This window comes from Fibrella arboris (assembly GCF_041321095.1).
Taxonomy (GTDB): Bacteria; Bacteroidota; Bacteroidia; order Cytophagales; family Spirosomataceae; genus Fibrella; species Fibrella arboris.
The window spans coordinates 181162-198667 of sequence record NZ_JBGGWE010000001.1; the positions used below are offsets into that span (position 1 = coordinate 181162).

At 53.2% G+C, this 17506-nt stretch carries 12 protein-coding genes; 3 read left to right on the top strand and 9 right to left on the bottom strand.

Going from position 1 to position 17506, the window contains the following annotated elements:
• Positions 1-24 precede the first annotated feature (24 nt).
• Positions 25-3294 (bottom strand): SusC/RagA family TonB-linked outer membrane protein, encoded by a 3270-nt coding sequence (locus tag ACAW75_RS00655; RefSeq protein WP_370726727.1) that lies wholly within the window; start codon positions 3292-3294, stop codon positions 25-27.
• Between the two features lie 61 nt (positions 3295-3355).
• Positions 3356-5560 (bottom strand): fasciclin domain-containing protein, encoded by a 2205-nt coding sequence (locus tag ACAW75_RS00660; protein ID WP_370726728.1) that lies wholly within the window; start codon positions 5558-5560, stop codon positions 3356-3358.
• 418 nt (positions 5561-5978) lie between these two features.
• On the opposite strand from ACAW75_RS00660, the gene ACAW75_RS00665 reads away from it, so the two are divergent.
• A complete protein-coding gene (locus ACAW75_RS00665; RefSeq protein ID WP_370726729.1) occupies positions 5979-6230 on the top strand; it encodes a hypothetical protein in 252 nt (83 codons plus the stop codon).
• A gap of 406 nt (positions 6231-6636) precedes the next feature.
• Here ACAW75_RS00665 and ACAW75_RS00670 read toward each other — a convergent pair whose 3' ends face one another.
• Complete coding sequence (locus ACAW75_RS00670) at positions 6637-8160, bottom strand: MBOAT family O-acyltransferase (protein ID WP_370726730.1); 1524 nt, start codon at positions 8158-8160, stop codon at positions 6637-6639.
• A 266-nt stretch (positions 8161-8426) separates the two neighbouring features.
• Here ACAW75_RS00670 and ACAW75_RS00675 point away from each other — a divergent pair, with 266 nt between their 5' ends.
• Both ACAW75_RS00675 and ACAW75_RS00680 read left to right on the top strand, forming a co-directional pair.
• Entirely contained in the window at positions 8427-10379 is a 1953-nt protein-coding gene (locus ACAW75_RS00675) for a KUP/HAK/KT family potassium transporter (protein ID WP_370726731.1), read from the top strand.
• A gap of 105 nt (positions 10380-10484) precedes the next feature.
• Positions 10485-11546 (top strand): NAD-dependent epimerase/dehydratase family protein, encoded by a 1062-nt coding sequence (locus tag ACAW75_RS00680; RefSeq protein WP_370726732.1) that lies wholly within the window; start codon positions 10485-10487, stop codon positions 11544-11546.
• 139 nt (positions 11547-11685) lie between these two features.
• Here the strand turns inward: ACAW75_RS00680 and ACAW75_RS00685 are convergent, their stop codons facing one another.
• The 6 genes from ACAW75_RS00685 to ACAW75_RS00710 all read right to left on the bottom strand — a co-directional run bounded on the left by ACAW75_RS00685 (position 11686) and on the right by ACAW75_RS00710 (position 17363).
• Positions 11686-12504: an inositol monophosphatase family protein gene (locus ACAW75_RS00685; RefSeq protein ID WP_370726733.1), complete on the bottom strand. Its 819-nt coding sequence runs from the start codon at positions 12502-12504 to the stop codon at positions 11686-11688.
• A 154-nt stretch (positions 12505-12658) separates the two neighbouring features.
• Positions 12659-13894 (bottom strand): lipoprotein N-acyltransferase Lnb domain-containing protein, encoded by a 1236-nt coding sequence (locus tag ACAW75_RS00690; protein ID WP_370726734.1) that lies wholly within the window; start codon positions 13892-13894, stop codon positions 12659-12661.
• Positions 13887-14648 (bottom strand): 16S rRNA (cytidine(1402)-2'-O)-methyltransferase, encoded by a 762-nt coding sequence (rsmI, locus tag ACAW75_RS00695; RefSeq protein WP_370726735.1) that lies wholly within the window; start codon positions 14646-14648, stop codon positions 13887-13889. The genes ACAW75_RS00690 and rsmI overlap by 8 nt, the downstream gene beginning before the upstream one ends.
• 99 nt (positions 14649-14747) lie before the next feature.
• Positions 14748-14993: a 4a-hydroxytetrahydrobiopterin dehydratase gene (locus ACAW75_RS00700; RefSeq protein ID WP_370726736.1), complete on the bottom strand. Its 246-nt coding sequence runs from the start codon at positions 14991-14993 to the stop codon at positions 14748-14750.
• Positions 14994-15126: 133 nt separating this feature from the next.
• Positions 15127-16455, bottom strand: a complete 1329-nt coding sequence (locus ACAW75_RS00705) for an ABC transporter permease (RefSeq protein ID WP_370726737.1) — start codon at positions 16453-16455, stop codon at positions 15127-15129.
• Complete coding sequence (locus ACAW75_RS00710; protein WP_370726738.1) at positions 16452-17363, bottom strand: ABC transporter ATP-binding protein; 912 nt, start codon at positions 17361-17363, stop codon at positions 16452-16454. Before ACAW75_RS00710 ends, ACAW75_RS00705 begins: the two co-directional genes overlap by 4 nt.
• Positions 17364-17506: the final 143 nt, after the last annotated feature.

Sequence of the window (17506 nt, forward strand, 5' to 3'; positions counted from 1 at the left end):
CCAATCAACCAGTCAACCAATCCCCTAAAACGAAGCAGTAAGCCCCAGGGTAACCGTTTTGGCCGGTGGGGTCATCGAATAGTCGACCGCGATGCGGAACGGATCGTTACCGCGCAAACTCACCTCGGGGTTTTGCCCTTTGTAGTTGCTCCAGGTGTAGAGGTTCTCGACGGTGAGGTAGCCGCTCAGGGCCTTCAGGCGCAGCTTATCGAGCACCTGCTTGGCGAAGGTGTAGCGCAGCGTTACCGTTCTGAAGCGCAGGAACGACGCATCTTCAACGTACCGGCTCGAACCTAACCAGTTATAACCAGCCCCATACAACGCTCTGGGTACGTTGGTCACATCGCCCGGTTTGCGCCATCTCGACAGCACTTCCGTACTCTGATTATCATACGAGTACATCGCCGTTGTCGACATCCGGGTGCCATTTACGATGTCGTAATCAGACCGGAAGTTGAAGAAGGCCGTCAGTTTCAGCCGGTCGCGCCAGCCGATGCTGCCGCCAAAACCACCCGAAAAGGCCGGGTTGCTGTTGCCGAGGTACACAATGTCTTGGTAGTTGATGTTGCCATCGTGGTTGATGTCTTCGTAGATGGCATCGCCCGGCTGGAAAATATAATCGGTAGCGGGGTAGTTGAACCGCATTTTCACGCCCTGCCCGTCGGGGGTTATAATCGGTTCGCCGTTCCGGCCACGGGCCACCGTTGCGGCCTCATCTTTATACACGCCCTTGTAGCGGAAGCCGTAGAACGAGCCAAACGGGTTATTCTCCTGGATGTATGATTTGTACTGACCGTTGGCGGTGATGTTCCCCGATTCGCGCGGGTACAGATCTGAGATTTCGCGGATGATGTTGATGTTCCGGGCAATGTTCAGGTTCAGGTCGATCGTGATGTTCTTCGTCTTGTACGGGGTCAGGCCCAGATTCAATTCCCAGCCCTGGTTATCCAACGTACCCACGTTCATGTCGACGTTGTTGAAACCGGTGTAGGACGGAATCTGGAGACCACGGAAAAACAGGTTATTCGTCCGGTTCTTGTACAACTCGGCGTCGAGCGTGATGCGGCGCTTGAACATGACCAGGTTAAGCCCGAAGTTCTGACCGATCAGCGTTTCCCAGCGCAGGTTCTGCAATTCCATGCTCGACGGTACAATGGCGGGAGAACCCAGATACGACCAGGGCAGCGTGGTGTAGGTGCCGAAGAAGGTGTAGTCGTAGCGGGGTGCGTTACCCGTTTGCCCGTAACTCGCCCGCAGCCCCAGGAAATCGAGGTACCTGGTGAATCCCTTCATCCATGGCTCATCCGAGATGGTCCATTTGCCGGAAATCGATGGGAAGACGCCATACCGGTAGGCCGGGCCAAAGCGTGAGTTACCGTCGCCGCGGACACCCACGTCAATGTTATATTTGCCTTTATAACCGTAATGAACGTTCCAGAGAAGCCCCACCGTGCGGGTTTCAAATACTGACGACGCAATGGTCGATGCCGTTTGGCGACCCGCATTCGATACGTCCTGAAGCAAATCGGATGGGGTATTCGGAATAGACGCCTGCTGCGTAATACTCTTATTATCAGCCGTGTTCAATACCCAGAGGCTCGAAAACTGGTGGTCGGCATTGGTAAACTGCGGCGTGTACAGCAGCGACGATTTAGTGATGACGCCAAACACGTCGGCATCACCGTCATACGCCTGATTCACCGATGTACTGGTATACCGCTGACCAGTAGCGATCTGCGGCAGAAACGACTGGCTCTTGGTGTTGTTGATGTCGAACTGCACGTCAACGGCCAGCATCCAGACGTTTGGTTTCAGATCATACTGCAACTGGAAGTGGGGAATGATCCGGTCGGTAGTGATCGTATTCTTGGCGCTGTTGGCCATCGCCACCGGGTTGTACGTAGCCGGGTACTGCCCCTGAATGTTGTTGAGCGGCGAGAAATAGTTGGGCGTCAGCACGCCGAACTCGTTGTACTCGTTCACACTCATGTTCGGCATTTTGGTGTACGCAATACTCCGCAGCAGATCCTGCGTAGCTGTTGCATTCACGTAGTTCCGGTCGTTGCTCGAGTGGGTAAAGGCGAGGTCTGTACGGAAACGAATCCGGTTCGACACGTTATAATCGAGGTTGATCCGGGTATTGATCCGGTCGAGGCCCGTGCCGATGGTTGTTCCTTGTTGCGTGAAATAGCCCAGCGACGCATAGTAACGGGCTTTCTCGCCCCCACCGCTGATGGCCAGGTTATGATCGAGCGAGTTGCCGATCTGCGTGATCCGGTCAATCCAGTTCGTGTTGTTGCTGTAGTTGTTGAACCAGTACGGATCGTTGGGGTCGTACTGAAATTCCTTTACGAGTTGAGTGTTTAGCGGCAAGCCACTCCGGTTCATGTACTCTTCCGGAATCAGCGACGAATACTGATCGCCCGACAGCATTGGAATGGCGTTGGGCTGCTGCGACACCGACCCTTTGAACGTGTAGGTGATCACCGGTTTACCAACATTACCACGCTTGGTCGAAATAACGACAACCCCACTGGCGGCCCGCGAACCCCACAGCGCGGTAGCGGCGGCGTCTTTCAGAATGCTGATCGTCTTAATGTCCGACGGCGGAATGTTGAGCAGTTGCGCGTAGCCCAGTTCATCGGCCGCTCCGAAGTTGAAATCCGACGGAATCTGCGTTTCGTAGGGCATTCCATCCACCACGATCAGCGGATCGACCGACGAGTTGATGGACGATGTTCCCCGGATACGAATCTGCATACCGGCACCGGGGTCACCTGAGTTGGCCGCAATATCGACCCCCGACAACCGCCCCTGCAGCATCTGGTCGATCGAGGTACCCTGCATTTCTTCCAGCGCCTTGGCGTCAATCTTCGCCACGGCCAGCGTCGAGTTGCGTTCCGATACCGAGAGCAGTCCGTTATCCGTTTGCGCGGCCCGAACCACCACCTCGTTCATCTCGTTGGCCGACGATTCCATGAACGTGCTGACCACCTTCCGGCCCTGGGCCGCCACCCGAACGGTCTTGTAGCCAATGCTGGAGAACGACAGAAAGTTGTTCTCCTTCGTCATCCTGATAACGTAATTCCCGTCGATATCGGTGGTGACGCCTTTGATGATCCGGTTATCTCTGTCCAGTTCGGCTACCGTTACGCCAACCAGCCCGGTGCTGTCTTTCGCGTCACGGACCTTACCGCGCACCGAATAGCCCGTTGCCGCCGGGGCTTGCGCAGCAGCGTACAGGCTACTGAGCAACAAACCCACTATGAATAGTACTTGTAGAACTGCTTTCATCCGATTTAAAAGAAGTAGACTGTGCAAGAGTATATTGGATCGGCTACCCTAGAGTAGCGACTTACTGAGCCTTTAAGTAGTTGTCGATCAGGTGAATCACCGTCCGGTTCGAGAGGTTATTGCTCCTGGGTACGTTCACGTTCGCTTTCCGGCCCGTGTTGTCGATCAGTTGCATAGCGCCGGGGGTGTTCAGCACCGTGACGAAGACCGCGTCACCTACGTTGTTTTTCAGTAGTGTTTCGGCATTACCCGATTCTTTACCGTTAGGCACCACCGTTTTCTTGTTGAAAATGTGGTAATAGATGAAGTTGGTCACCTTGTCTACGTCGGCGGGTAGCGTTGGGGCGAAGTTGGGCGTCTTCACCGCTCCTGTTCCCGTGCCGGGTAACAGACCGGCGTTTACCGCTGCCTGAATAGCGGCGTTATCGGGCACCAGCACCGTATAGAACGTACCTGCGGCAGTGCCCACAATCTCGCCGGTAGCCGCATTGTAGGCCGCCGAACTTTTCAGATACTGCCAGAACAGGTTGTAGGGTGAGGTTGTGGCCGTTCCCAGTGCTTCAATGTCTTGCCCGATGTTCCGCTCGGTGAAGCTCAGGATACCGTCTGTGTAATACACTTTACCGTTGACCGACGGTTTAGACCCAACGATTTTCAGCGGCCTGGCCACCGTTCCCGACGAATACACCTGGTTATTGTCGTACTTGATGAACTCGCCGTTGAACGAATCGATGATCCCGGAACCGGCCAGGTTGTTCAGCTCATCGGCGGGCGTAGGTATCACGCTGGTTGCCACAATACGCAGCAGGCGGTTTCTGTTGGCTTCACCCACCGTGCGGGTAGTCGTTCCCGGCGCGGTGTAGTACCACTCGTTCTTCGAGCCGTCATAATCATAACCCGCTGCCCGGAGCGCCTCATCGCTCAGCATGAACACCGTATACTTGATCTTAGGATTCAACAACACCGGCCGCAGATCGGAATTCAGCAGCCGGGTCATGATCGAGTATTTCGGATCAAGGTACGCGCGGGCGTAAACGGTTGAGAACACGTTGGCAGCCTGCACTTTGTTGGTGCCGTAGAACATACCGTTGCTCAACACCTTCTTGTCGACTACGTTGGCTGCCGGGTCAAACCGGGCTTCTTCCGAAAACGAGTTGAACGTCTCTTTAAACTTACTGGGCCACACCGCCGACGACCACATATGGGCGTTCAGCAAATCGGCGATGATCTGCGGCGGCAGCACATCGAGCGACGTGTAGTTTTCCAGAATGACGTTCTTGATATACGGCTGCAGTACGTCATTGGTCGGGACAAACAGGCTCCAGCAATCCTGTTGGGCATCGTTGTCGCTCAATTTGAAGTAATTCTCATTGTTAGGCGAAAACGAAAGCAGGTTCGAGTACGTCTTCACGAACACCTGGTCGCTTTTGCCGGTCAAGATCTGGTACCGCGTAGTGGCATCGGCATTCGGTACGAAGCTCACCATGTACTTTTCATACAGTTTCCTGAACTCACTGTATTCCGGTTTGGTACGCAGGTACTGATCGAGCGACGGCTGGGCAGTGAACACATTATCGACCTCGTGGATCATGCCGTTCTCCGAAAAAATATCTTTCTCCAGTACTTTGGCGTTCAGCACGTTGAAGCCCGAATAGGTAACATCCGGGAAGAAATAGTTGTAATCGTAGGCCGACAAACCGCGCTGCCCGAAATAATCGTCGGTGAAGTACGTAATATGCTTGTTGTTATTGTCGGCGCTGACATACGCGTTTCCGTTCCGGTTGGCAGCAACGGCTTTGACTGCCGAGCCGGCCTGCGTTTCGTCGGTATAGAAACCAGTATACTGAGCGGTTCTGCGGCGAAATGCTTTCGACGGCACCCACCCCGTTCCTGCCTGATAATCGTCGAGCCGATCTTTGGCAAACGCGTTATAGACCAGCATGTACTGCACAATCTCCCGCGCTTTGGCCGAATCGATCTGGCTAATGTTCAGATTATTTTTCTGGTAATACGATTTGAATGCATCGTCATTGGGCGCAAACAACGTCCAGTAGCCTGCGCTGCTCAGCGTTTTCTGGTAGCCACTTTTGTCAATGAGGGCAAGCAGACTGGTAAAACGGCCTTTGCTTTGTAGCTGCTGGTAAATGGGCGGCGCTAACCCTTCAGGCCGGGCATAGACATCGTCGAATTGCTTTTTCGAACAACTGCTTATAGCGGCTACCCCCAGAATTACCAGAAAGAAGTAACGTATAGGTTTGTGCATCATAGTCTACTGTCGAACTGTTGGGAACCGTTGCTATCAGATGGTAGTCTGATGCGCTCTCAGATCTGATGGGCAGGTCGTTGGTAGCGACGATACCCGATCTGGTGAGCTTGCAATAAATACTGTTTTTAATCCCAAATTAAATCGACAATAGCCGCGTAGCCTCCCTGCTCTCTCCTGCTATTTCTACTTTTTATAAGGAAAATAGTATTCTCTGAATCATATCCTACGGCCTTTACACTGTATTTTGACCATTTACAGGTATTTTGACCTCTTTTACGAACAAAAAAAATTGCTTTGGTCGACAGATATATAATCTATAGATAAAGGTGATAATTTGATTTATACATGTCTTCTTCAAACAGAAACAGCCGTCCGCTTTGGTTAGCCGTAAAACTGGAAATAGATAAACTGGTTCGAGGTGAAGGCAGGGCTTTCTCTTAAAAATCAAAGCGGTGCTTCACCGGCCCATCGGGCCACAACACCGGTTTTCTATGAGAAAGCCCTGCCCGAACAGGTACGTCAGGAAGGTGATGAGTCCGATGAGCAGGAAAAAACGGGGCGTATTGCGCGTGGGAATGGTCAGGTACGTTGGGTACGTTACTTCTTTGTCGAGCTGAAAAATATACTACTTCTCATTTTTTGCTGCTTCAGCCGCCATAATCGTTGCTAATGTCAGGTATGTGCCTTCGTTTGCAGCCCAACGATTGCCCGACTCGTCCAGCTCGGCAGTTGAATGAGCATTTTTGATTGCCCGGATTTTACGAGTTGAGGGCTTCACTACCTTGTTGTCCACTGATTTGAGCACAACGGTCTCTTTCTTTTCGACTGGCTGGTCGGCAACTAATTGGTCGAATTAGGCCATTCCGTATCGAAAAACAACGTATAGCAATCTATGTTGATTGCTTTTCCCTATGGCATGGTACGCTATCCACTCTACCAGGCAGCGCGCTAAAGTATGGGTCTGTAAACAGGCTTTCAACCTCAGCAATACTATTTCCTCGCTCAGGATAGCCATCAATTATATGGCGTGTATTTCCATTATCCCATTGAAATTGCATAGTCCACGTTATACAATGCTAAAACTGGAAGTAGATGAACTGATTTGAGGTGAAAACCCCGAACAGGTACGTCAGGAAGCAGATGAGGCCGATCAGCCCGAAGAAGCGGGGTGTGCTGCGCGTCGGAATGGTCAGGTACGTGGCTTCTTTGACCAGCAGGAACGCAATAAGGGCCAGACTAAACCACATTTCGGTGGTGTTCATCGGCGTTTGAATCGGCTCAAAAATGGACAACGTACCTATCTTTTTCAGAATCAGAAAAGCGGACCTGACACTGGTAGCGCGGAAGAAAATCCAGGTGAGCATGACCAGCGCAAACGTGATCAGTACATTGCCGACATGCCAGATCCGGCCGCCAACGCCCTGTAACACAACGTTTCGCGTCTCGGCCCTACGCCCCCCGCCCCCCGGCCAGTGTTTATCGCGCAGGCCAGCCGCCACCTGGTAAACGCCGTGCAGACCGCCCCAGATCACGTAGGTCCAGTTGGCCCCATGCCAGAGGCCGGAAGCCAGAAAGACGATCATCTGATTCAGGTTGCGCCGAAATTCACCTTTCCGGTTGCCCCCTAGCGGAATGTAGAGGTAATCGCGAAACCAGGTGGAGAGCGAGAGGTGCCAGCGCCGCCAGAACTCGGTGATGGAGTTGGCCATGTAGGGCGCTTTAAAATTCTCCATCAGGTTGAAACCCATCACCCGCGCCGCGCCAATGGCAATGTCGGAGTAGCCCGAGAAGTCGCAATAGATCTGGAAAGTGAAAAAGAACGTGGCGACCAGCAGGCTCAGCCCGTTGTGTGATTCGGGATCGTTAAAGGCCGGGCCAGCCATCATCACCAGCCGATCGGCAATGACCACTTTCTTGAAAAAACCGAAGGCCATGCGCATCAGCCCCGCCTTGATGTTCTCGAAATTATAGGCAAAATGCGCGTGGAACTGGTGCAGCACGTTCTGCGGACGCTCAATAGGCCCCGCTACCAGTTGCGGATAGAACATGACATACAGCGCGTAGATGCCGAAATGCCGCTCTGCCTTCTGGTTGCCCCGGTACACTTCGATGGTGTAGCTCATGGCCTGAAACGTATGAAACGACAACCCCACCGGCAGGATGCTCATGTTGTCTTTGAACGACGAAATACCGCTCTGCCCAAACACCTCGATCACCTTCACGAAGACCCGGTTGGCCAGGTACGTTACCTTTTGCGCTGGACCCGGTAAGTGTAGGTGATCGAACAGCCAGGCGACATTTTCGGTAAAGAAACCGAGGTATTTAAAGAACGCCAGAATGCCAACGTTCGAGATCAACGATAGGATCAACAGCCATTTACGCCTGGACCCAACCGGCGTTTTTTCCAGCCAGATACCCGCGATATAGTCGATCACGATGGTCAGGAACAGGATAAAAATGTAGGTCGGCTGGAAAACCGCGTAGAAATAGCAGGACGCAATCAGCAGCAACGACCAGCGCCCGTTTCCTTTCGGCAGGCTGTAGTAGGTTAGCGTTACGGCTGTAAAGAACAGAAGAAACTGAAGCGAATTAAAGAGCATGGCGGTGGGCAGAGAACCAGTCAGTATATCAGCGATTCACAATAAACAGACTAGCAATAGGCATCGCGAGGATAGCACCAACGGCGTCAGACGCAAAGCAGTTGGAGCTAAATCGCCGTAAAAATAGCCGTTTCCGTGACTTGTCGCCCCGCAATTTAGCCAGGTGCGCGTTTCAAAGGGTTCAGAAAGAACATTCTGTGTACTGGCCTGTTATCTTTGCGCGCGCTTCAGCCACTGTCAGCCACCGACAGTGCTTATCTGCTTCTATGGAAGACAAAAAACACCTGGATACCGTTACCGCCGCCGGCTTATTGGTGGCTTTCGGTATCATTTACGGCGACATTGGTACGTCGCCGCTCTATACACTCCGCGCTATTGTTGGCCCGACCAGTGTCATCAACGCCGATGTTGTCCGGGGAGCCCTCTCTTGCATCTTCTGGACGTTAACCCTCCAGACCACCGTCAAGTACGTAATCCTGATTCTCCGGGCCGACAACCGGGGTGAGGGAGGAATTTTTGCGCTCTACGCCCTGGTTCGCCGTCATGCGCGCTGGCTTACGTTACCCGCCATCATTGGTGGATCAGCCCTGCTGGCCGACGGGATCATTACGCCGCCTATTTCGGTCACTTCAGCTGTGGAAGGAATCCGGCAACTCTACCCGGTCATTACCGAAACGGAGATTGTTACCATTGTCGTGGGCATTCTAACCGTCCTGTTTCTGATTCAGGCCTTCGGTACCAGTGTAGTCGGCACCGCTTTTGGGCCGGTCATGCTGGTCTGGTTCGGTATGCTGGGTATTCTGGGCATCATGAGCATTGCCCATGACCCAACCATTTTCGCATCACTCAATCCATACTACGCCTACGAACTGCTGGTCGACTATCCGGGTGGTTTCTGGTTATTAGGGTCGGTTTTCCTTTGTACTACCGGGGCCGAAGCGTTGTACTCGGATATGGGCCATTGTGGGCGGAAGAACATTCGGGTAAGCTGGGTCTTTGTTAAAACCTGTCTGTTGCTCAACTATTTCGGACAGGGTGTCTGGCTGCTTCATCACGCCGGTGAAAACCTCAACAACCGGATTCCTTTTTATCAGTTGATGCCAGCGGGTTTCCTGACGATCGGGATCATCATTGCCACAGCGGCCACCGTCATTGCCTCACAGGCGCTGATCAGCGGCTCATTCACGCTGATCAGCGAAGCTATCCGCCTGAACTTCTGGCCTAAAGTGCGGCTGCGTTATCCGTCGGCTCAGAAAGGTCAGCTTTACGTACCCAGCATTAACCTCCTGCTGTGGATGGGCTGCGTGGGCATCGTGCTCTATTTCCGTGAGTCGAGCAACATGGAAGCGGCCTACGGCCTGGCCATCACCCTGACCATGCTGATGACCACTATGCTGATGGCCTATTACCTCTACAGCAAGAAGTACCAGGCCTGGGGCGTTGTGCTGTTCCTGACGGTTTATCTGGCCATTGAAGGCTCATTCCTGGTCGCCAACCTCATCAAGTTCCCGCATGGTGGGTACGTATCGCTGATGATTGGGGCTACCATCGCGGGCGTGATGTATATCTGGCTGCAAGCCTTCCAGATCAAGCTGCGGTTGACCGAATACGTGCGTATCGACCACTACCTGCAATCACTGAAAGAACTTAGCCGCGACATCAGTATCCCGAAATACGCTACGCATCTGGTGTTTATGAGCAATGCGGCCCGGCAGTCGGAGATTGAATCGAAAGTGATCTATTCGATCTTCCAGAAACGCCCCAAACGCGCTGACATCTACTGGTTTGTGCACGTCGACACCACCGATGATCCGTACACGATGGAATACAAGGTGAACACCATTGCGCCCGACGATGCCTACAAAATTACGTTCAAGCTCGGTTTCCGGGTCGAGCAGCGGATCAACCTGTTTCTGCGAAAGGTGATCGAAGACATGGTGCGGCACAAAGAAGTGGACATCACGAGCCGGTACGAATCGCTGAACCGGCAGAACGTCATTGGCGACTTCCGGTTTGTTGTGCTCGAAAAATTCCTGTCGTACGAAAACGATCTGTCGACCTTCGAGCGGATCATTATGAACGCCTACTTCTCGATCAAAGCGTTCACCACGCCCGAAGACCGCTGGTTCGGCCTCGACAGCAGCTCGGTGAAAGTCGAGAAGGTACCGCTCGTCATCCGTCCAATCGAAAACATTTCTCTCAAACGCATTCCATCGTAGAGACGCAATATTTTGCGTCTCACTGGCGTCAGCAATGCTGTATCTACAGCACCTACCGGCGGTGAGACGCAATATTTTGCGTCTCTACACACACATCGTTAACTAATGAAACTTCTCATTACCGGCGGGGCCGGATTCGTTGGGTCAGCGCTGGCCATCGCCCTTAAGAAGAACTACCCCGATTATACCATCTATTGCCTGGATAACCTGAAACGCCGGGGTTCGGAACTGAACATTTCGCGGCTGAAACAGGCAGGTGTTGAGTTTGTGCATGGCGACATTCGGAGTAAGGAGGATTTCGACGCGCTCCCCGCCGTTGATACGGTGATCGAAGCCTCGGCCGAACCATCGGTACTGGCTGGCCTGGATGGTACGCCGGACTACCTGATCAACACGAACCTATTCGGAACGGTCAACTGCCTCAACTACGCGCTGAAACACAAAGCTGCCTTCATCTTTCTCTCGACCAGCCGGATTTACCCGATCAAGGCGCTGGAAACGCTGAACTTCAAAGAAGGCGAAACCCGCTTTGAACTCACTGACGATCAGCCCATTCCGGGCGTGTCGAGCAACGGCATTGCCGAGAATTTCCCGCTCGACGGTGCCCGGTCGCTCTACGGCACTACCAAACTGGCCTCGGAACTGTTGATTCAGGAGTACAACGAGTTCTACGGCCTGAAAACCGTAATTAACCGTTGTGGCGTCATTACCGGTCCGTGGCAGATGGGCAAGATCGATCAGGGCGTGATGGTGCTGTGGATTGCCAAGCACTATTTCGAGCAGCAACTGGCCTATATCGGCTACGGCGGCACCGGCAAACAAACCCGCGACATGCTGCACGTCGACGATCTTTACCGCCTCATCGATTTCCAGCTCCACAACCTCGACGTGGTGAACGGCGAGATTCTGAACGCGGGTGGCGGTAACGAAAGCAGCGCCTCATTACAGGAGTTGACCAAAATCTGTCAGGAAATAACGGGCAAAACTATCCCGATCCGCGAAGTAGCCGAAAACCGCGCCGCCGACATCCGCCTCTACATCACCGATAACACCAAGGTAACGGCCCTCACCGGCTGGAAACCCGAAAAAGGCATGCGCGAAATCGTCTCCGACATCCACGCCTGGCTAGACGCCAACCGCGAAGCCCTCGAGCCGATCCTGAAATAATGTAATAACATGTAGAGACGCATACTTGCGTCTTACACGCGTCAGCAATACGCGAAATACAATCACACCCCACCCAAACGGGTGCTGTACCTGAACCATGTGTTCGGCTACAGCACCCGTTTTGTTGCTAGCAACGTACCTACTCCGATTTACCCCAATACTCGCCAATAATGCCAAGCAGTTCGGGTTGAACGGCGCAACCGGCTACGACGTCGCCGCCGAACAGGGTAGTGTCGCCCCCTTCAAAGTCGGTGACGATGCCGCCTGCTTCGCGTACGAGGCACATGCCCGCCGCCATATCCCACGATTTGAGGTTGTACTCAAAAAACGCTTCAAATCGGCCAGCGGCCACGTAGGCCAGATCAATCGCCGCCGAGCCCATGCGGCGCAGGCCGTGGGTACGTTGCATTAGTTGCTCCAGTATCTGCAAATACGGCTGCATCTGCTCAAAGCGATAATACGGGAAACCCGTCGCAATCAGGCCATCGGCGAGCTTTTGTGCGCCTGAGACACGCATGGGTTGCTCGTCACCGCCACCAACACTGAGCCACGCGCCCAGTCCTTCAACGGCTGAAAAGCATTCGTCGCGGTTCGGGTCATAGACTACGCCGGCAATTGGGCGATTTCCCTGCGCCAGGCCGATGCTCACGGCGAAAATGGGTAGTCCGTGAATAAAGTTGGTCGTTCCGTCGAGCGGGTCAATGATCCAGTTCAGGCCAGTCTTGTCAGCCTGATCGGTGGTGCCTTCTTCGGTGATGAAACCGGCTTCGGGAAGCAGCGCGTGCAACTTGGGCACCAGCATCTTCTCGCATTCCTTGTCGACGTACGAGACCAGGTCGTTCAGGCCTTTATATTCAATAGCATCGAGGCTGAATTTGTGGCGTTCGACCAGCAGGAACGTACCTGCTTCGCGCGCAATCGCGTTAAGCCTGGCGCGAAAATTTGGTGAAAAAGTCATAAATCAGTTTATCCACTTTAGGATACTAAAATGCTTCGCGCTATACGCCCTTCGACAAGCTCAGGGTGACGTTCTTACCCAAGTTCATCATGCACCTGCTTGAATGAGTTATCACCTTGAGCTTGTCGAAGGGCGTATAGCGCGAAGCAATACGTTACACTGTAACTACATCTGTAGTCAAATTAACCCGTTCGGTTTTTACCCATGAGCGGAAGAGTGCCCGCACGAGCAACGTACCTACGAAGAGTGTGTCGGCAAAACCGGGAGCGTTCAGCACGAAGAGCGAGATGAACAACAACAGGGCAGTGACCCGGAAATAGGTATTCGTCTCAAAGGATTGTCTCTTCGATGACGTGGCCCAGAAAACGCCGGGGATATGCAATGGCATCAGCCAGAGCAGTGTAGGGTTCCAGGTCGTTACGCCGTGGTCGGTGGCGAACCAGAGCAGGAACAGGAACCAGCCCCAAGCGCCCGCAAAACCAAATAGCAGCCGATCGAGCCAGAAGCCGGTACGACTGCCGGCGTTCCAGTGCCGCCACGTCAGGAAAGCCACGAGCACGAGCAGTACCAGAAACACGAAATCGGGATAGACGACAATCGGCAGGGTGCTTTTGAAAAGCTGCTGTCCGGCAAAAATCGTTTGCGTCTGGGTAACCAGGGGCGTCAGCTGACCATTCGGAGCACGTACCTGCGCTTTGGTGAGCTGATCGAACACGTTGTTGGGCAAATACATCGCCTCCCAGCCGGTCGTTACTTTATCGGCCGGCCGGCCAATGGCCAGATTCATCCCCAATCGCTCCCAGGGTTTAGCGCCCAGGTAATCGTTCATCCAGTCGCGGTACGATTTGGTGGGTTGCTTCACCTGCGGCGACCAGACCAGGCTATCGCCCATCGCCGTCGTGATCATGTCGCGGGGACGCGTCGAACAGTTATCGTAATAGAACCGGTAGCTGTATTCGCGATTTTGCGGCAGCAGGTTGGTTTCCAGCGCCTGATACAGCCGCTGTTTTTGCGGCCCCGACATGTTCAATACCTGCTCGCGAATACTCCGATTGTATTGCTGGTAATAGTAGGCTACCTGGAACAGGTTGTGCGACGAAATATGATAGGGCAACGTACCCCGCAGAAACTTGATGACGAAGTAATCAGCAGCGTAGTCGAACCCACCGTAGCTGTAATTCCGGTCGATCCCCGTCATCGGGTCGTTGATACGGATTTCGGTATGCCCAAACACCGACGAAATATCTTCCTGACCGGGACCATACGTGATCAGGCTCACGCGGGCAGCGGGCGATAACTGCTGCCCAACGGAAGAGAGGCTACTAAACAAGGCACAATGAACGATGAATAAAGCGTTCAGGACGTACCTGAATTTAAGTAGGCTATTCATCGTCGTCATCTGTTTCGTCGTCCTCGTCGGTTGCCCGTTGTTTATAATAGTCATCGCCTTTTTTATTCCGTTTCGGTTCGGCTGGTTCCGGTTTGCCTCCTACGCACAACACGATTTCGCCTTTGATGGGTTTCGCCGCAAAATACGCCTGAATGTCGGCTAACGTACCCCGCACCGTTTCTTCAAAGAGCTTGGTCAACTCGCGCGACACACTGGCGGGGCGGTCAGCGCCAAACACCTCAGCCAGTTGCTCCAGCGTTTTCAGCAGCCGGTGCGGCGATTCGTAGAAGATCATGGTCCGGGTTTCGTCGGCCAGGGCCTGCATGCGCGTTTGTTTCCCTTTTTTGTTCGGCAAAAAACCTTCAAACGTAAACCGGTCGGTGGGCAACCCCGAATTGACCAGCGCCGGAACGAACGCCGTGGCACCGGGCAAACACTCTACCGGAATATCCGCTTCAATGCACGCGCGCACCAGCATAAAGCCAGGGTCCGACACCGCCGGCGTGCCCGCATCAGACACCAGTGCCAGCGTTTTCCCCGCTTTCAGCTGCGCAATAACCTTCTGAATCGTACCGTGTTCGTTGAAGATGTGGTAACTGTGCAGCGGCTTGCTGATGTGCAGGTGCTTCAGCAAAAACCCCGACGTGCGGGTGTCTTCGGCCAGAATCCCATCAACGCTTTGCAGCACCTTTACCGCCCGAAGCGTAATGTCATCAAGGTTACCAATGGGCGTCGGAACGAGGTAAAGTTTCATAGGGGTAGAAGAGTGGAATGGCGAAAGAGTGAATGAGCGAAAGAGTGCTTATGCCAGCAATTAGCATCTGCATAAACGCTCTTTCAGTCTTTCGCTCATTCACTCTTTCGCCATTCCACTCATTGAACTGATCGCTGCTGCCAGCGTGCGGTCTTTTTCGGTCACGGTGTTGCCCGCGTCGTGGGTCGTGAGTTCGATGGTCACCTTGTTATAGACGTTGGTCCAGAACGGGTGGTGATCCATCTTTTCGGCGATCAAGGCCACGCGGGTCATAAAGGCAAACGCCTCCGTGAAGTCGGCAAAGGTAAAGTGCCGAACAAGCTTATTGTCTGTTTCCTGCCACATAATAATTATGGGGAGGAAAGGAGGAAGGGAGGAAGGAAGGAAGGAAGGGGAGCTTCGCTTTATACAAGTTTGTGCCCCTAGCGAAGCCCCCTTTCCTCCCTTTCCTCCCTTTCCTCCTTTCCTCCCTCCCGTTTTATGCTTTATAAAAAATCCACTTCGACAGTTCCTTGTAGGTCGGTTTCTTGCCGTACATCAGAATGCCCACGCGGTAGATGCGGGCGGCCAGCCAGGTAGTGCCAATGAAACCACCTACCAGTAGGGTCATACTCAGTGCAATTTCCCAGGCTGGTACGCCAAACGGAATACGCACCATCATGATAATCGGAGACGTTAGTGGTACCATCGACATCCAGAAAGCAAGTGGTCCGTCGGGGTCGCGAATAATAAATTGAGCCAATGCGATGGAGGCGATAATAGGGATGGTGATCGGCAGCATGAACTGCTGCGTTTCCGTTTCGCTGTCGACGGCCGCGCCAATAGCGCCGAATAGCGAACTGTAGAGCAGATAACCACCCAGGAAGTAGAACAGGAAGCAACCAGCGATCAGTGGAATGTTCAGTGTTTTAGCGGCAGCACTTAACTCAGCCATCGGATTTTTTGAATCTTCCATCTTCTTCTGCACATCACCCTGTCCGGGCATAGCGTTCATCTGCATCGATCGCGCTTTAGCTGCGTCTTTGGCATATTTTGCCCCGAAAATGGCCGATCCGGCCGATACGACGCCCGCCGTCAATAAAATCCAGAGCAAAAACTGGGTCAGGCCAACAAGGCCAACGCCAACGATTTTCCCCATCATCAGTTGAAAGGGCTTTACCGACGAAATGATGACTTCGATGATTCGGTTTGTCTTCTCTTCCAGCACGCCGCGCATTACCTGCGCCCCGTAGATGAAAACAGACAAATAAATCAGGAAACCGCAAAGGCCACCAATGATCGTGGTAATGATCGAGTTCGTGCTTTTTTCGCCTTCGTCACTCAGGTTAATCGTCTTAGCCGACACTTTTGTTTTGGCTTCTTTAATCACCTGCTGCGTAATGCCTGACCGGCTCAGCTTGATCGTTTCAATCTCTTTGGCAATGGCAGATTCGATATTGTTTTGCAGGGTTAAACTCACGCTTTTATTCGAGAAGATCTGCACCGTTTTCGGCTGCTCGATCACGTCTTTCGGAATAATAGCCAGGGCGTCGTACTTTTTTGATACCAACTGTTTTTTAGCCGTCTCGGGTGAATCGGTCGTGTAAATGAACGTCGTTTCATCATCACCCTTCAGTTTGTTGGTAAACTGACCGTTCTGGTCAACAACCGCCACTTTTTTCTGAGAGATTGAGCCAACAGCCGCCCAGCCAATAGCCCCGTAAAAGGCAGCCAGCAGCAACGGCGCCAGGATGGTCATGACGATAAACGACTTTTTCCGGACGCGCACCAGATACTCGCGTTTGATGATAATCAGTATAGTGTTCATAAGGCGGCGGAACCAATGGCTTTGATAAAGATGTCGTTCATACTGGGAAGGTTCTCGCCAAACTGACGAACCGAGACGCGGTCGATCAGCAGGCGGATCAAGTCGTTGACGGCGGCATCGGCCGGAATTTTAATGTCGGCACGGCTGAACCCGTCTTCGCTGACACCAGCATCAGTAAGGGTGAAGGCAGCAGGTAGCTGACTCAGATCGCCCTGGTACTCCACGCGGTAGGTGTGCGTTTTGAATTGCTCTTTGATGGCTAGTTTCGGCCCATCGAGGATCTTTTTCGAGCGGTGAATCAGGGCAATATGGTCGCACAACTCCTCAACGGTTTCCATCCGGTGGGTCGAGAAAATGATCGTGGTGCCTTTCTGCCGCAGTTCCAGAATCTCGTCGCGGATGAGGTTGGCGTTGATGGGGTCGAAGCCCGAAAACGGTTCGTCGAGAATCAGCAGATCGGGCTGGTGCAGCACTGTCGCCACAAACTGAACCTTCTGCTGCATGCCTTTCGAGAGGTCTTCGACGTTCTTGCTCCACCAGGTTTTGATCTCGAATTTCTCGAACCAGATCTTGAGCTTGTCCATCGCCTCTTTTTCATTGAGCCCCTTCAGCTGAGCCAGATAAAGCAGTTGCTCGCCCACCTTCATCTTCTTGTACAGGCCCCGTTCTTCGGGCAGATACCCGATCCGGCGAATGTGTTCAGGGCCAAGTGGCTTTCCTTCAAAAAAGACCTCCCCGGCATCGGGGCCGGTAATCTGATTGATAATGCGGATAAGCGACGTTTTACCAGCTCCATTGGGGCCAAGTAAGCCAAAAATGCTGCCTTTGGGTATAGTCAGGCTGACGTCGTCGAGCGCCCGGTGCTGGGCGTATTGTTTCGTAATGTGGCGGGTTTCCAGAATAGCCATATGCGTTTCCGTTGGTGAACAGCCGCAACTGCGACGGTCAGCCAAATATAGCCTACATGAACGTACCTGTTGCTGCCTTGGCTGAGAGCGGTTGAATTCGTACAGGAAAGGCAAAAAAACAGCCCCCACCGCTGCCGGCAGGG

Excerpts from the sequence above, each read along its gene's own strand:
- rsmI (WP_370726735.1), bottom strand. The coding sequence starts at position 14,648 with ATGAAACTTTACCTCGTTCCGACGCCCATTGGTAACCTTGATGACATT.
- ACAW75_RS00655 (WP_370726727.1), bottom strand. The coding sequence starts at position 3,294 with ATGAAAGCAGTTCTACAAGTACTATTCATAGTGGGTTTGTTGCTCAGT.
- ACAW75_RS00670 (WP_370726730.1), bottom strand. The coding sequence starts at position 8,160 with ATGCTCTTTAATTCGCTTCAGTTTCTTCTGTTCTTTACAGCCGTAACG.
- ACAW75_RS00710 (WP_370726738.1), bottom strand. The coding sequence starts at position 17,363 with ATGGCTATTCTGGAAACCCGCCACATTACGAAACAATACGCCCAGCAC.
- ACAW75_RS00675 (WP_370726731.1), top strand. The coding sequence starts at position 8,427 with ATGGAAGACAAAAAACACCTGGATACCGTTACCGCCGCCGGCTTATTG.
- ACAW75_RS00685 (WP_370726733.1), bottom strand. The coding sequence starts at position 12,504 with ATGACTTTTTCACCAAATTTTCGCGCCAGGCTTAACGCGATTGCGCGC.
- ACAW75_RS00700 (WP_370726736.1), bottom strand. The coding sequence starts at position 14,993 with ATGTGGCAGGAAACAGACAATAAGCTTGTTCGGCACTTTACCTTTGCC.
- ACAW75_RS00680 (WP_370726732.1), top strand. The coding sequence starts at position 10,485 with ATGAAACTTCTCATTACCGGCGGGGCCGGATTCGTTGGGTCAGCGCTG.
- ACAW75_RS00705 (WP_370726737.1), bottom strand. The coding sequence starts at position 16,455 with ATGAACACTATACTGATTATCATCAAACGCGAGTATCTGGTGCGCGTC.
- ACAW75_RS00660 (WP_370726728.1), bottom strand. The coding sequence starts at position 5,560 with ATGATGCACAAACCTATACGTTACTTCTTTCTGGTAATTCTGGGGGTA.
- ACAW75_RS00690 (WP_370726734.1), bottom strand. The coding sequence starts at position 13,894 with ATGAATAGCCTACTTAAATTCAGGTACGTCCTGAACGCTTTATTCATC.